Consider the following 14,361-nt stretch of genomic DNA (forward strand, 5'->3'; position numbering starts at 1 on the left):
GATCGTCAACAACAACCAGCCCGTTCCCGACGTGTTCTCCAAGATGACCAAAATCGCAGCTTCGGGCCGACTGGGCCAATACGGCTGAAAGCCGGGCGACGGAGTTGCGCGCGAACGTCCTGCTCGCGCGCATTCGGTGCGACCAGGAATAGCCCGGCGGCAGCGTGCAGATCGCTCCCCGACAGCGCCAGATCGAGCATGCGCACGATCCCCGAGTAGATCGAGGTCGAATGTTCAACCTCGAACGCGGCGGCGACGCCGTCGCCACCCTTCGCCAGCCACAACACGTCGATGAGGCGGATCGAGTCCGCTCCGGGAGAGGTCGCAATGGCGTCTGGAAGGCGCTCGAGGCATCCCTGTCCAAGCGGGCAGCCAGCGTGAAGTCGACCGCGGTCATTGGCGGCGATCCACACATCGTAACCGAGGGCATGGCCGAGGTCGCGCAGCCAGGCCTGGATTTCGGCGTGCGTGCGATCGGTTTCGCCCTGCGCGGCGGCTGTCTTGTCGAGCCGGCTTGCCTCCGCTCTGGCATGTTCCAATCTGCCGAGCCAGTCGTCGGCCGCCGTTGCGTCATCCTCCAGCGGTGGCGCGGGATAGCGGCCCGAGCCAATGTCGAACAACAGTCCGCCGATCGCGCCGAGATCGTTGGAGAGCAACTCGCGGTAACGGTCGTTGAGGTCGAGGATGCCGGCGCGCATGGCGAGAAAATGATCCCATGACCCGAGCTTCACCTTGGCGCCGGTGACGGCATTGTAGCCCTTGACGATCGCGGTATTGAAGGGCGGCACCAGCGTCGGGTGAAGGAAATAGAGCAGGTTGGCCGCCGCCGGCCCCAGCCCCTTGATCTTGAGCGCGTCTATGCTGCGGATGTGGCTGATGATCTCCTCGGCGGTATCGCAGCACGAGCAATTGTCGAGCAGGCGACCGAACGCCCGCTGGTTGTCCGGGCTTTCGTAGATGTCTGGAATGCGCAGCTTGGGCTTCCACAGCCAGGCATGGTCGGCGCCCTTGAAGATCTGCCGCTGTTCGGCGATCGAGTGGACAACCGTTTCCAGTGACGAGCCGCGATAGGCGACGCCGAACCGCCCACTTTCGATTTCTGCGACCACCTGCTGCAGCCCGCGACGGATGGAGCGGAAGTTTTTCAGCCGTTCGTCCCACAGAAACCAGGAGCGATAGGTGGCGCCGGGATCGTCTCGCCAACGACGGACAAGCTCGCTCACGAGATCATGATGTGTCGCGGGTAACAAGGTCATACTGGCTGGGTCATCTAAACTGGGCTCCTTGCCGTTCAGGCTATCGCGAGCAAGGGCGGCTTGCACGTTCAATGTGCGATCCGCGAAGCGTGCTCAAATTGTCGGTGATCGCGCAGGGAAACGCCGCTGGCATTGGGCGTTGCCGGTCGCAACCGTCGACCGGGCGCACAGCCAGGCAGACGGCCGGCACGGGCGTCGCCGCCCGGGAGCGGCGCCGCAACCAGCTTTTTCCGGTCGAACTTAGCGGATCACTGCTTTGCGATCGCGGTGACCTCGCCATCGCTGCCCTTGAGCGAGAGGTCGAAATCGACCTTGTCGCCGACCTTGACCGCATCGGTGATCGACGGCGCGGCCTTGAACGCCATCGTCATCGCGGGCCACTTGGCCTCCGGGATCGGACCATGATCGAGCGTGATCGTGCCTGCCGCCTTGTCGATCGCGGTGACGGTGCCATGGCCCTTGGCCTTGATCGCGGCGTTCGCGTCAGGCGCCATCGACATGTTGCCCATGTCGCCGCTCATGGTCGCGGCGGGCGCCGCCTCGTTGGTCTCAGTCGCAACGGGGGCCTCCGCCTTCTTGCCGCACGCGGCAGTCAGGGCGGCGAGGCCGAGGGCAATGGTCAGTCGTGCATGGTTCATCGTCTTCTCCTTCATGATGAAACGGGTTGAGGGATGGGATCGGTCTTGGGCCGGCGCAACAGCAGGTAGGCGGCGGGCAGGACGAACATTGAGAGCAAGGGCGCGGTCAGCATGCCGCCGATCATCGGCGCGGCAATCCGGCTCATGACCTCCGAACCCGCGCCTGATCCCAGCAGGATCGGCAGCAGGCCGGCCAGGATCACCGCCACCGTCATCGCCTTGGGACGGACGCGCAGCAGCGCGCCTTCGCGCACGGCGGCCTCGACCTCGGCAGCGTCCGGATGTGCGCCGCGCTCGGCCAGCGCGTTCTTGAGATAGATCAGCATCACCACCCCGAACTCGGCGGAGACGCCGGCGAGCGCGATGAACCCGACCCCGGTGGCGATCGACTGGTTGAACCCCAGCAGATAAAGCGTCCAGATGCCGCCGGTCAGCGCAAACGGCAGCGTCCCCATGATCAGCGCCGCCTCGTCGAAGCGGCCGAAGATGAGGTAGAGCAGCACGAAGATGATCAGCAGCGTCGCGGGCACGACCAGCTTCAAGCGGTCGACCGCGCGCTCGAGATATTCGAACTGGCCAGAGTAAGCGATGCTGACCCCAGGCGAGAGCCTGACCTGTTTCGCCACCGCACGCTGCAGATCGCCGACCACCGAGGCAAGATCGCGCCCGCGCACATCGACGTAGACCCAGGTCGAAGGCCGGGCATTCTCGGTCTTGAGCATCGGCGGTCCCTCGGCGATCGAGACGTTTGCCACGGTGCCCAAGGTGATCTGCTGGCCCGCGGGCGTCAGGATCGGTAGCGCCCGCAGCCTTTCGAGGCTGTCGCGCAATTCGCGCGGATAGCGCACGCTGATCGGATAGCGGGCGAGGCCCTCGACCGTCTCGCCGATCGTCTCGCCGCCGATCGCGCCGGAGACGATGGCCTGGACGTCGGCGATGTTGAGCCCGAACCGCGCGGCGGCGGCGCGGTCTATGTCGACATCGACATAGCGTCCGCCGGTCAGCCGCTCGGCGAGCGCCGAGCTGACGCCGGGCACGCTCCTGGCCACGGTCTCGACATCATGCGCGATGCGGTCGAGCTCGGCGAGGTCACTGCCCGACACCTTGACCCCGATCGGGCTCTTGATGCCCGTCGCGAGCATGTCGATGCGGTTGCGGATCGGCGGCACCCAGATATTGGCGAGACCCGGAAGCTTCACCCGGCGATCGAGCTCGTCGACAAGGCGTTCGGGCGTCATGCCCGACCGCCACTGGTCGCGGGGCTTGAATTGGATCGTCGTCTCGAACATTTCGAGCGGCGCGGGATCGGTCGCGGTCTCGGCGCGGCCGGCCTTGCCGAACACGCTTTCGACTTCGGGCACGGTCTTGATCAGGCGGTCGGTCTGCTGGAGCAGCTCACTCGCCTTGGCGGCCGAGAGGCCCGGCAGCGCCGAGGGCATGTAGAGCAGGTCGCCCTCGTCGAGATTGGGCATGAACTCGCCGCCGAGCCGGCTGAGCGGCCAGGCCGTGGTGGCGAACACCAGAGCCGCGATCAGCAGCACTGCCTTGGGCCGCTTCATCGTCCAGTCGATCGCGGGCCGGTAGATATTGGTGAGCCAGCGATTGACCGGATTGGCCTGCTCGGCCGGAATGCGGCCCCGGATCAGCCAGCCCATCAGGATCGGCACCCTCGCTGATTTGCTGCTTGCCCTGTTCGATCATCGAAAGCGTGTTTTTCACGGTGGCAAGCGCCTGAGCGAAGCCGCTTTGGTCATAGACCGGAATGCCCTGTGCGGCCGCAGGGGTCGCCGCCATGGCCGCGAGCACGCCGGCCGCCATCAATGGTTTGCGCATGATCGTCATCCTTTTGAGACTTTGGGCGAGCGCCGCCGCTGGTGAAAAATGGGAAGCCAGATCGCCGGATCGTCGCCGACTTCGGCACGGATGGCATCGAGAAGGGCGACCGTCTCCGCCGTGCCCGAGAGCACGGCCAATTCATCGTCGAGACCGCCAAGGTCGAGTTCGACAACGATGGAATCGTGCCCCTGCTTGACGGGGAACCGCCGCTGTTCCGGAATCAACTCGTGGCGGATCAGGTCATATTCCTTCCGCGTCAGACCGAGGCCCTTGATATAGTCGTCGGGATTGCCGTTTGGGTTGGGCAGGATGATCTTCGTCGCCATCTGCTCGATGATGCTGTGGGCGATCGGCGATTTGAGCGTGTCGGCCGGACTCTGTGTGCCGAATACGAAGAAGGCATTGAGCTTGCGGTAGGTTTTCAGGCCATCCTGCGCAAACTCCTGAAATCCCACGTCCTCCAGCGGCCGCCACACCTCATCAATGTCGAGCACAAGCGGTTGACCAGTCAGCAACGCATCGATCCGGTGGAACAGGTAGAGCATCACCGGCGACCGGATTTCAGGATTTTCGAGGAAATCCGTCATGTCGAAGCCGATGAAGCGCGCATCGAGACTGAGCGCGTCCTTCTCATTGTCGAACACCCATCCCAGCGCCCCGCCCTGGCACCATTTTTCAAGGCGCGCGCCGATGCCTTCGGCGTCACGCTGTCCGAGAAGCTGGCGCAGCGCACCGAACGAGCGCTGATCGGCAGGCAGGCGGGAGAGCGACACCAGACCGTCGCTGATCCGGCGCTCCTCGGTTACGTTGAGCGTGCCGTTGCGCGGCGTGACGAGCTGGCGGATCAGCTTTTCCAGAAACACGAGATTGCGCGGGCTATCGTCGAGGCCCTTGAGCGGCGCGAAGCCGGTTGGTTCACCGTTGCGCAGAGTCAGATAGGTGCCGCCGCTGGCACGGACATAGATTTCCGCGCCGCGATCCTTGTCGATGAATATCTGTTGCGCGCCTGTCTTTTCGAGCTGCGCCATAAGGAAGTTCTGCACCACCGTCTTGCCGGTGCCGGTCGGGCCGATAATCAGCGTGTGGCCGATGTCGGCGCGGTGGAAGTTGAAATAATAGGGCGATTGCGCGGCCGTCTTGAGCAGCGCCACCGCCTGCCCCCAATGGTTCCCGCTAGCCTTGCCGCTTGGATAGGTGTGGAACGGCGACAGCGCCGCGAAATTGCGCGATGTGATCGCAGCAGGCCGCGAGCGCCATGCGAAGTTGCCGGGGAGCTGCGACCAGAAGGCAGCTTCCAGCGCCGGTCCTTCGCGGGCTGAGACGAGGCCCGCATCGGCCAGCGCTGCGCGCGCACCGGAAAGATTATCGTTCAGGCGCCGGATGCTGTCGCCGAACACCGCCAGCGAAAAATGATGCTCGCCCAGCACGAAGCGATTGCTTTGCAGATCATCGGCGGCTGCGATCAGATCTTCGGCTTGGCTGGACGCGGCATCTTCGGTCGATGCCATCTGGTTTTGTCGGCGCCGCAAACGCTCCGCAGCCCGCGCCTTGCCCATGAACGCGAAGGATTGGGACACGACGAGCGGGAAATCCGCGCTCAGCAGCGCGTTCAACTGGCCAGGACGGGTTGCTGCCGGATATTCCCGAATGCCGAACATGCCGATGTAGCGGCTGCGATCATGGGCGCGGACCTCGATCGTCTCGCGACCGAAGATCAGCCGTTCGCCATAGAGCGCGCCGCCTAGATGACCGCGCACCAGGGGCACGCGCCGATGCGTCCCCATCATCACCATTTCCAGAACCTCCATCGGCTCTGAAAACATGATGCCGCCATGTTCATAGGTGCCGAGACGGCGGGGGGCACAGCGCCCCAGCAACTTTACCGTATCGCGGGCCTTCTCCTCGAAGCGGAGCAGTTCGTCCGCGTCGATTTCCTCATCTTCACGCCGGGCTTGCGATATCCGCTTGAGAAGCACGGCCGTTCGATCCGCCGATCCAGCGGCAGGGCGCATCACAAGGGTCAGATAGATTTCATTGACGAACATCCGCCGCGCCGTGACCCGCTCGCGATAGCGGGCATCGAGCGCTGCGGCGAAGGCAGACCGGAAACGACCTTCGGGATAATCGGCGACATCATGGCGGACGATATGCGTCCAGAGCGCAAGGCGATCATCGGCGATGTTGCGCAACACGCCGTTCAGCTTTTCATGCCAGTCGTTGAGATCGGCGGGATCAGCCGTCTCGAACGACAGGCCGTCTAGCCGGAACATGGTCATCAGGTCGCGGTTTTCGAGCGCGACGACATGCGGATCTACATGCCGGACATAGGGCAGATAGCGGCCCGGCTCGGTTTCGTTTCGCAGGACGCGCCACGGCGTCCGCTCCGCTACCCCTCCCCTAGCCATGATGGAACCCCCGGCGCTTGAGGCCCGCGACGGGCAGCGGCGAATAGGAGCTTCCGCCCCACCATATCCGATTACGGCAACGCGCCTTGGTGCGGGTCCAGAGCATGAGCAGCCGGAAGGCATTGGCATCGTGGCGCACGACAAGCCGCGCGACTGCGAAGGCGGCACCGCCGAACGCGAGCGCATAGAGGGGATTGCCCGTGATGATGAGCGTCACGCAGGCGGCGAGCGCGATCGGCAGCGATGCCTCGATCGGCACGCCCAACCACATCGTCGGCCGCGTGACGGCGAGGAACAGGATTTCCTCTCGCAACCTTTCCTGATCGCTGGACGGGTTAGCCGCGCGCACGGGATCAGCCCCCCGTAATCGTATCGACTATCCACTCCGCGCTGAACACGATGAATATGCCGACAATGACGGTAACGAGAAGAGGCAGGCTGGCGCGGCCCGTGAAGAACATGAAGCCGACGATCACGACCGCAATGACCGAAATGGTCTTGGCAAACGTGCCAGTCAGCCAGGAAAGGATGTTCTGCGCCATTGACGTGATGCCGTCAGCCGCCTGCGCATAGGCGGGATCGGTCATCACCATGCTCACCGCAGCGGCAAGCACGAGCAAGCCAAAGCATCGTTTGATCGCCGGGAGATTGACCGGCAGCGGACGGGCGACGCGCGGGAAGGTCATTGCATCATTTCTCCTTGAAGCTCCTCGGCTTCCTTGGGGCGGCCGAAGATGAGCGCTGGCGCGGCGGGCCGCGCGAACACGTCCCATGCGGGTGCGGCTTGAACGACCTGGGCAGGCGCCGGGGATAGCGCTGGCGCGAGCGCGGGAGAGCGCCCCTCCCCTCTCGCAGCCGCTGGCGGCGGGGCCGGTGTCGCCGTGCCAAGTCCACGCGTGACAATCGCGGCCGAGCGGTAAACGCGCGCCACATAGCCGTTGGCAAATCCCCGGCGCGGCTTCCCGGTATTATAAAGCGAAAGCGCGATCCCCATTGCTTCCGGCCCACTCGCGCCCCCGCGCGCGGCGGTGCTGTAATTCAGGCTGATAACGCGCGCGGCCGCTGCGAGATTTCGGCAAGGATCGAATGTGTCCTCGACGCTCAGGCCGAGCCATCCAAGATTGTTACTGTTGATCTGACCAAGACCCAGATCGACGCTGTAGCCTGCGGCGATATAGCTCCGGGCTAGTGCCGCGGCGTCGGCCGCGCTGGTGGCAGGCCGCAGCTTGGGGCCGCCATTGACGTTGATCGCCAGCGTATCGAGTTCGCTTTCCGCATGAGCAATCGCGAGGATCGTCGCCGGGGCCACCGACGGGGCGCATTGCCGCGCAAGATCGAGGGCTATGGCGAGCGAAACGATCATTGCGAGCCGACCTCGCCCATCGCTTCGCTTGATGCCGCTTGCTCGATGCCGGCGAGCGAATAGGTTACGATCCGCCCGTCGGAATAGGTCATTTCGACCCGGCGCCGCGTGCTGCTGTCCTTATTGCGCACCTTCGTTTTGACGACGCCGCCCGCCGTGCAGGACGGAAAAGCCTTGCCCAACGCGAGTTGACGCCACAGCTTCGAGATCGGCGGAACGCATTGCTGATATTGTGTCGGCCCGCCCGGATTGGAGAGGCACAACAGAACCTGACAGCCAAAGTCGCTTGCGAGGGCCGGTGCAGGCGCAAACGTGGCGAGCAGCGCTACGCTTGCTGAGACGGCCAGAAGCTTTCGCATCTCTCCTCCCCCTTCTTATGGGCAATCTGTCGTTGTAACATAATAGCCCTATTGTTTTACAAGGGCAAGCGTCGTTACACAGGCATAATTGCTATCAAGAGTCGGGAGTCGGGGGAGACAGAGAGGATGAGCCTGCAATGTCCGCATGAAGTCGGTAATGATGCGGAAAGTTGTTATCGTTCTTCCGTGCTGGGTCAGAGTAAAGCACCGAAGATATCAATAGAGGTTATCGCGTCTCTCGCGGCGGCATCTATACGACGATCGCCCCCAAACGGCGATCTGCGGCTAACATGGTTCCCTGATCTAGCTTGTTTCGCTGCCACTATCGCCGATGGCACGAATCTTCGTGGAGCATATCGCCAAAAGCACGAGGATTCGCGGGTGGTCATCCAAGGCCGCTCCGGCGATGTCTCGACCATGCACAGCCATACCCTCCTGATTCTCGCGAAAGGGTTCGCCGAACCGGCGGGGCGACTGCGCATGTGGAAATCCGGCAGCATAAGGCGCGAGCTGCCAACGGATAAACGACGCGCGGAAGGAGCTTTGGTGAGGGCATAAAAAACCCGGCCAATGGCCGGGCTTTTCGAAGGCCTGCAAGCAAGCCGGTGTGACGACCTCTAGCTATACGGTCCTTCGATAAACAACAAGTCCAAAACGCGCGATTCCGCGCCACGGATTTTTTGTGTCCGCACGGGCTCCAGAATTGGAGTGACCGAACGATGTTGTCTGTCCCGCAACCAGGCGCCGGATATAGGCGCTACGATGCTCATTTCGCGGCGGCCGAGGCGACTGCCCAGCAGTTTCGTGGCTTTTCAGGCCGCATCACCCACGGCCAAGCCCTCGCCGCTTTCAAGCGCGCCGCGACCAGCATCGGCGCGAGCGCTCGAATCGTGCGTCTGATCGACCTTCTGTTCGCATGGACAAAGCCTCAGGACTGGCAGGAAGGCCGCCAGCCTTTGGTCTGGCCCAGCAACGAGCGCTTGGCGGAGGAGCTGGGGGTAGAGGTGCGGCAGGTGCAAAATCTGCTTCGCAAGGCCATAACGCTGCGCCTGATCGTCGCGCAGGATTCTCCGAATGGCCACCGTGGCGGTGCGCGTGGCGCTGATGGCCATATCGTCTGGGGCTACGGCTTCGACCTGCGGCCGATCGGCGCGCGCATGATGGAGTTTGCCGAGATCGCCGAGCGTGCCACAGCCGTTCGTCGCGAGAAGCAGGAACTGCGCCGACGGCTCACCATTGCGCGCAAGACAATCGCCCAGCTTGCTCAGACGGCCATTGATGAGGGCTTGGAGGGCTGTAAGTGGCTGGAGGAAGTCGAGACCGCCCGCATGATCGTCGACCACGCGCGGGGTCTTGCCGATATCGATGCCCTTGCCCGCCTCGTTCATCAGATCGAGCTTCGCAAGCGTCGCGTCCATGTCGCCTTCATCACCGCGTCGACCGTCGTTGACGATGGACAGGGCAAGGGACAATCGGTGGATAATTCAGTAGATATTACACCCACCGATGAAACGAATTGCACCCACTATACAACTACAACCCAACTCCAACCTGCTAATGCAGAAATACGTAATGGCTTAGCAGAGGGGCGTAGTGGCAATGGCGGTGCTCCTTCGTCACCGGCATCGCGTGTCGAAACGGACCTCGACAAATACGGGATCGACGTCGATTTTATCGGCAAGGCTTGCAGCGAGATTTGCTGGGAACTGGACCTCAGCACCCGAACATGGCGCGATTTGATCGCGATCGCCGAGCAGCAGGCTACCTATCTCTTCATCAACAATCACACCTGGCGCGAGGCCTGCCGGATCATGGGCCGTCGCGGGGCGGCGGCAGCGATGATCGCGGTCGCGCACAAGGAACGCGAGGGCCAAGTGACCAACGCCGGCGGCTATCTGCGCGCCATGACCCAGCGCGCGACGATCGGCGAACTGCACCTGGGCCGGACCTTCCATGGTCTGCGCGAGGCGGCGGATATCCAGTGATGCTCGATCCGACGAACGAACGTGCTTTCGCCGATCATCGAAAATCGACCGGGGGCGACGCTATCGGCGTAGAAAAACCGCTATTTTCCGGGGTTTCCGGCAATGTCGATCCCATGAACGCACCGATTTTGGCGGCCGCGGACCCAAATCCAGCCATCGCCGAAAGCACGAAAGCGGCCGCAGCGCTGGCAGGGCTGATTCGTGTATGCGAATCGGACGGGCTGGAATCGCTGAAAGCACGAATCGGGTCTGCCCAAGAATCGGCGAAAGCACGAATCCAACGGCCATTTTTCAAAGATCGGCCTCAAAGTGTCGTGCAAAACCGTCCCCCAAAGGCCCTGAAATGCGTCAAAGATTCGTGCTTTCAGCGATGGAAGCGGGTGTGCCGGTTTACTTCGCACGGACGCGGGGACAATCTGGGAACCGGAAAAAGCGCGGCGGATTCGTGCTTTCGGCGATCAGACAGAGGAAGGACCAAGGTGGCCTCCAGCCAGGGCGACCTTTTTGTATTCGACAGCCCCCTACATGGTGATGTTCGGGGCGAGCGGTCCATTATGGCTTTCCCCTTTTTCGCCCTCACCAAAACCGCCCAGATGAAGCCGATCGAATATCATGCGGAGAATGTGTCGATCGAGGTTCGCCCCAGCCAGAATGGGGTCGCAACCATCTACGATAAGGAAATCGTGCTCTACATTGCGAGCCTCATGGCCGCGAAATTGCGCGAAGGTGAGCCGGTTGGGCAGGATTTCACGTTTACGGCGCATGACTTCTTCCGGGTGACGGGAACTAGTCTGTCGGCCCGCTCCTATACTCGACTATCCGAAGCCTTGTCGCGGCTTCAGGGCACTCAGATCCGGACCAACATCGAAACCGGCGGCGAGGGTGAGGAAGGTTATTTCTCCTGGCTCGCCGAGGCCAAGCTGGCGTATTCGACGCGCGGGCGTGGGGGTGATAAGCGATTGAAAGCAGTTCGCGTCCGGCTTTGCGACTGGCTTTATCGCGCGATCAAGCTGGATCAGCGCATCCTCGCCTATCACCATGATTATTTCTCGCTGGGGCCGATCGAACGGCGGCTCTACGAGCTGGCGCGCTCGCATTGTGATGGTGACGAGCCATGGGAGATCGAGATCGAGGTGCTTCGCCGCCACGTCGGCAGCAACGATACGGCGCCGCGATTCAAACACACTCTCAAAGGCATCGCGGAGGCCGACGAGCTTCCAGAATATCAGATGGCGCTCTACGATGTCGTGGTGCCGCCCAAGGCGGGTGCGCCCAAGCCGCGCCGACGCGAGGTGCTTACGACAGTCGTTATCACGCCGCGCGCAAATCGGACCCGCCCGCATCCTGTTCCCCTGATTACCCAGCTTGTGCCCGCTGTTTGACCTCATCCGGGGCGCGGGCGTTCCTCAGATTCAGCAAAGTCTCTTGGCCTTCGTGCTTTCGCCGATTAGAGATCAGGACAACTCGCGGAGACGCGGGCTGAGGCATGGAAACCTTTCAAGCGCAGCTTCTCGGTCGACATTTCGGCCGGGTGGCATGCGCGCATGTCCAACCGGCAACGGTAAAGGCGCATGCGCGCTGCGCTGTGCCAGTGTTTCCAACACCCGGCTTTGGGCCGGCACGCCTCTCGATCCGGGGACGCGCTGCCGGCAGGGCGCGATTTTTTCGGTTGTGCAGCACCTGCCCGGATCACGACCACCGATCATGCCAATTTCACAAGCATCGCAAGGCTTTCTTCCCGCAACGCAGGGTATGCCCTGATGGCTGGGCGTTTGATCGGTTACGCGCGTGCTACGCTTACCGGCCCGTCGCTGGACGATCAGGAAAAGGCGTTGCGCAGGGCAGGCTGCAAAGTCGTTTTCCGCGATGATCTTCCCCAGCGCCCTGCCCGCCGCTTCGCACAGCGCGCGGCAGCTATCGAAGATCTTGAGAAAGGCGATATCTTCGTCATCGGCAGTCTCGATCGACTGGCATCCTCCCTTCCCGACCTAGTTGCAACGATTTGGTCGATCATCTGCTTGGGCTGCGGTGTGCGAACGCTGGCCGAACGGCTGAATCTCGATCCCGATGGGGCCGACGACGGCCGTGCCCTTATTGGGGCTATCGCCGCCGCCGCCAAAGCGCAGAACGCGGAAGTCTATGCCGAATCCGAGAGCAAGCGTCGTGTCCGGCGAGGCCGAAAGGACGCCCTCTCCGATGAGGATTGGCCAAAGATCGCGAAAATGCTGGAAAAGCAGAGCGTGTCGGACGTGGCTCGCCAATTCGGCGTCAGTCGGCCGACAATCTATCGTCTCCGCAAGCGCATGGAATAAACCGGCTCCAAACGCGTGGCTTGCCTTTTTGTTCTTTTTTTGTTCTCATCCTCTCATGGAACGAATCGAACAGGATGAGCTATCCGCCATCATTCTGGCGGCGCCGGGCTGGGCGCGCGTTGGCGTCACCTCAAGGTTTGTTCGCCAGACAACGATTTCTCGGACATAAGCGGAACATGGGCTACGCTACACGCTTCAACCGCGCCATTGGCTCGTTGAGTGGGTGGAATTCACCTGCTGGAAGTCGCCTGGCCTGCTCCCAGAGGTAATCGCCGGTCAGACTGATGTGCGCCCAGCCCATCGGAGAAAGGTGCGCAAGCAGTGCCGCATCGAACGTCGTGCCGACGGCTCTGTTGCAAAGATTGGCGGCAGTCAGAGGTAGGCTGTCGCTCTGCGCCGATCAGGCGGCTGCTGCGAAATGGTAAGATGACCAAAATCGCAGCTTCGGGCCGACTGGGCCGGGTTGTGGGGGGACACCAGTTATTTCGGGAGGTTTTCTTCCGCCTCAACAGGTCCGGCGGCCATCGCGACGAGGCGCGCCGCGATACGCTTGCGCAGTTGCTCGGGGAGCGGGCGCGACGACAGCGCCTCGTGAATCCACAGCCCATCGGCGGCAAGGCGCGAAATGAACCTGTCCAACTCGGCAGCGTCGTTTCCAATCGGCGCAGGAGGTGCCCAGCGGTCGATGACCTGTTGCCACAGATCGCCAAGCTGCCGATTGTCGGAGCTTTCCAGCATGAGCAGCAGTTCGACCCGCCGGGCAGCTCTTGCGCAGGTGTTGATGTAGGCGGCGTGTCGTTCGGCGTCTGTCGCCCTGTCCGAGGTGTTGCCGGCGCTCGCTTCCAGCTCCTGTTCCCATGAGCGAGTCAGATGCTCATGGGTGGCGAGGATCAGGGCTTCGCGCGACGGGAAATGATACAGAAGGCCGGCGCGTGTCATGCCGGTTTCGAGCGCTACGGCGTCGAGGGTGACGGCGGTGAGGCCGTCACGCTCGATGATGCTCACAATGGCTTCAAGCACTTCGAGGCGCTTGCTGGCTCTCGCCATGTCGGCTTCCTTAGTGTTGTGTGGGATAGGCTGACGATTGCGAGCCGGGACCGTAGCGCCGCAACAGGATGCCGGTGATCAGGGCACCCACGGCCAGAACACCCGCCGCCACGTACATGACGACCGTATAGGCGTGGTCGAATGCGATTCCTGCCGCTTGACGCACGACAACACCATCGGCCCCCGCCTCGTTGGCAAAGACCAGCGCCGACGCCATGCTGTCGCGGGCCGCTTCCGAGGTTCCGGCGGGGAACACGACGTTGACCGTATAGAGGTAGGCCAAAAGACTTCCGAGAATTGTGACAGCGAACAGACTGCCAAACTCGTAGGACACTTCCTCGACCGACGACGCCATGCCGGCGCGATGCACAGGCACATTGCCCACAATAGCCGTTGATGCCACCGACATTGTTGCACCTACGCCGGCACCGGTCAGCGCCAGACCGGCGATCAGCCAGCCAAGGCCATGAGTGATGCCCCATGTCGCAAGCAGGACCGCCAGCGATCCCGCCGCAAGCCCGCCAGCTATAAGGATACGTAGGCCAATACGATGCAGGAATGCACCACCGAGCAGCGCAGTCGGCAATGATCCGAGCGCCGCCGCCGAAACCAGCATCCCGGCTTCCAGCGGCGTGAAGCCCGCAACGAGCTGGAAGCGTTGCGTCGTAGCAAGCTGAACACCGCCGATGGCGAACAGGGAGAACGCGGCCGCTAGAACGCCCGATGTGAACGCGGCATTGCGGAAGATCGAGAAGTCGAGCAGCGGGAACGGCAGGCGCAGTTGCCGGCGGACGAACAGCGCTCCGGCGAGGATGGCAACCAGCAGCGAAATAGCGGGGACGGCCCACGACTGCCCGGCATGGGCAGATTCCTTGATCGCGATCACAAAAGCCGACAGCGCCACCAATGCCTGAAACGACGACACCACGTCCCAAGGCTTGGTCGCATCGCCGGCCACCTTCGGCGCAACGATCAGCGCCGAAATGAAGGCAGCGACCACTACCGGCACATTGATGAGGAACACCGACCCCCACCAGAAATGGCCGAGCAGAAAACCGCCGATGATCGGTCCGAGCGCAGCGCCGACGACCGACAACGACCCCCAGATCGCAATGGCGATGTTGCGTTCCCGGTGGCTCTGTTGCAAAGATTGGCGGCAG

The 14,361-nt window shown here is 62.7% G+C and carries 12 protein-coding genes and 2 pseudogenes; 4 read left to right on the forward strand and 10 right to left on the reverse strand.

Annotated features, from left to right (window positions below):
• Positions 1-5: 5 nt before the first annotated feature.
• The 8 genes and pseudogenes from LDB26_RS20180 to LDB26_RS20215 form a co-directional block, all read right to left on the reverse strand.
• Positions 6-1,256: a type II restriction endonuclease gene (locus LDB26_RS20180; RefSeq protein ID WP_257542440.1), complete on the reverse strand. Its 1,251-nt coding sequence runs from the start codon at positions 1,254-1,256 to the stop codon at positions 6-8.
• Between the two features lie 248 nt (positions 1,257-1,504).
• Complete coding sequence (locus LDB26_RS20185; RefSeq protein ID WP_007683329.1) at positions 1,505-1,894, reverse strand: copper-binding protein; 390 nt, start codon at positions 1,892-1,894, stop codon at positions 1,505-1,507.
• 11 nt (positions 1,895-1,905) lie between these two features.
• Positions 1,906-3,561, reverse strand: a pseudogene (locus LDB26_RS20190) (efflux RND transporter permease subunit); the annotation flags it as partial.
• Positions 3,562-3,732: 171 nt separating this feature from the next.
• On the reverse strand, positions 3,733-6,135 hold the full coding sequence (locus LDB26_RS20195; protein ID WP_257542442.1) for a VirB4 family type IV secretion/conjugal transfer ATPase: 2,403 nt from the start codon (positions 6,133-6,135) through the stop codon (positions 3,733-3,735).
• Positions 6,128-6,484 carry a type IV secretion system protein VirB3 gene (locus LDB26_RS20200; protein WP_257542444.1) on the reverse strand — a complete coding sequence of 119 codons (357 nt, stop codon included), beginning with the start codon at positions 6,482-6,484 and terminating at the stop codon, positions 6,128-6,130. Before LDB26_RS20200 ends, LDB26_RS20195 begins: the two co-directional genes overlap by 8 nt.
• A 4-nt stretch (positions 6,485-6,488) precedes the next feature.
• Entirely contained in the window at positions 6,489-6,821 is a 333-nt protein-coding gene (locus LDB26_RS20205; RefSeq protein WP_257542446.1) for a TrbC/VirB2 family protein, read from the reverse strand.
• The gene (locus LDB26_RS20210; protein WP_257542448.1) at positions 6,818-7,498 is read right to left on the reverse strand and encodes a lytic transglycosylase domain-containing protein; all 681 of its coding nucleotides are present in this window, start codon (positions 7,496-7,498) and stop codon (positions 6,818-6,820) included. The genes LDB26_RS20205 and LDB26_RS20210 overlap by 4 nt, the downstream gene beginning before the upstream one ends.
• On the reverse strand, positions 7,495-7,857 hold the full coding sequence (locus LDB26_RS20215) for a hypothetical protein (RefSeq protein WP_257542450.1): 363 nt from the start codon (positions 7,855-7,857) through the stop codon (positions 7,495-7,497). Before LDB26_RS20215 ends, LDB26_RS20210 begins: the two co-directional genes overlap by 4 nt.
• A 719-nt stretch (positions 7,858-8,576) precedes the next feature.
• Between LDB26_RS20215 and repC the strand changes: the two genes are divergently transcribed.
• The 4 genes from repC to LDB26_RS21570 all read left to right on the forward strand — a co-directional run bounded on the left by repC (position 8,577) and on the right by LDB26_RS21570 (position 12,323).
• A complete protein-coding gene (gene repC, locus LDB26_RS20220; protein WP_257542452.1) occupies positions 8,577-9,842 on the forward strand; it encodes a plasmid replication protein RepC in 1,266 nt (421 codons plus the stop codon).
• Entirely contained in the window at positions 9,842-11,224 is a 1,383-nt protein-coding gene (gene trfA, locus LDB26_RS20225; protein WP_306812073.1) for a plasmid replication initiator TrfA, read from the forward strand. The genes repC and trfA overlap by 1 nt, the downstream gene beginning before the upstream one ends.
• A 378-nt stretch (positions 11,225-11,602) precedes the next feature.
• The gene (locus LDB26_RS20230) at positions 11,603-12,154 is read left to right on the forward strand and encodes a recombinase family protein (RefSeq protein WP_257542454.1); all 552 of its coding nucleotides are present in this window, start codon (positions 11,603-11,605) and stop codon (positions 12,152-12,154) included.
• Positions 12,155-12,209: 55 nt separating this feature from the next.
• Complete coding sequence (locus LDB26_RS21570; protein ID WP_306812074.1) at positions 12,210-12,323, forward strand: DUF6771 family protein; 114 nt, start codon at positions 12,210-12,212, stop codon at positions 12,321-12,323.
• Between the two features lie 311 nt (positions 12,324-12,634).
• Here LDB26_RS21570 and LDB26_RS20235 read toward each other — a convergent pair whose 3' ends face one another.
• A complete protein-coding gene (locus tag LDB26_RS20235; RefSeq protein ID WP_008786762.1) occupies positions 12,635-13,201 on the reverse strand; it encodes a TetR/AcrR family transcriptional regulator in 567 nt (188 codons plus the stop codon).
• Between the two features lie 10 nt (positions 13,202-13,211).
• A pseudogene (locus LDB26_RS20240) lies at positions 13,212-14,342 on the reverse strand (MFS transporter); the annotation flags it as partial.
• Between the last annotated feature and the right edge of the window lie 19 nt (positions 14,343-14,361).

It is taken from the genome of Sphingobium sp. CFD-1 (genome assembly GCF_024611115.1).
GTDB classification, from domain to species: domain Bacteria; phylum Pseudomonadota; class Alphaproteobacteria; order Sphingomonadales; family Sphingomonadaceae; genus Sphingobium; species Sphingobium baderi_A.

Coding starts and splice junctions, on each gene's coding strand:
- LDB26_RS20180 (WP_257542440.1), bottom strand. CDS start 1,256: ATGACCTTGTTACCCGCGACACATCATGATCTCGTGAGCGAGCTTGTC.
- LDB26_RS20185 (WP_007683329.1), bottom strand. CDS start 1,894: ATGAACCATGCACGACTGACCATTGCCCTCGGCCTCGCCGCCCTGACT.
- LDB26_RS20195 (WP_257542442.1), bottom strand. CDS start 6,135: ATGGCTAGGGGAGGGGTAGCGGAGCGGACGCCGTGGCGCGTCCTGCGA.
- LDB26_RS20205 (WP_257542446.1), bottom strand. CDS start 6,821: ATGACCTTCCCGCGCGTCGCCCGTCCGCTGCCGGTCAATCTCCCGGCG.
- LDB26_RS20210 (WP_257542448.1), bottom strand. CDS start 7,498: ATGATCGTTTCGCTCGCCATAGCCCTCGATCTTGCGCGGCAATGCGCC.
- LDB26_RS20215 (WP_257542450.1), bottom strand. CDS start 7,857: ATGCGAAAGCTTCTGGCCGTCTCAGCAAGCGTAGCGCTGCTCGCCACG.
- repC (WP_257542452.1), top strand. CDS start 8,577: ATGTTGTCTGTCCCGCAACCAGGCGCCGGATATAGGCGCTACGATGCT.
- trfA (WP_306812073.1), top strand. CDS start 9,842: ATGCTCGATCCGACGAACGAACGTGCTTTCGCCGATCATCGAAAATCG.
- LDB26_RS20230 (WP_257542454.1), top strand. CDS start 11,603: ATGGCTGGGCGTTTGATCGGTTACGCGCGTGCTACGCTTACCGGCCCG.
- LDB26_RS21570 (WP_306812074.1), top strand. CDS start 12,210: ATGGAACGAATCGAACAGGATGAGCTATCCGCCATCATTCTGGCGGCG.
- LDB26_RS20235 (WP_008786762.1), bottom strand. CDS start 13,201: ATGGCGAGAGCCAGCAAGCGCCTCGAAGTGCTTGAAGCCATTGTGAGC.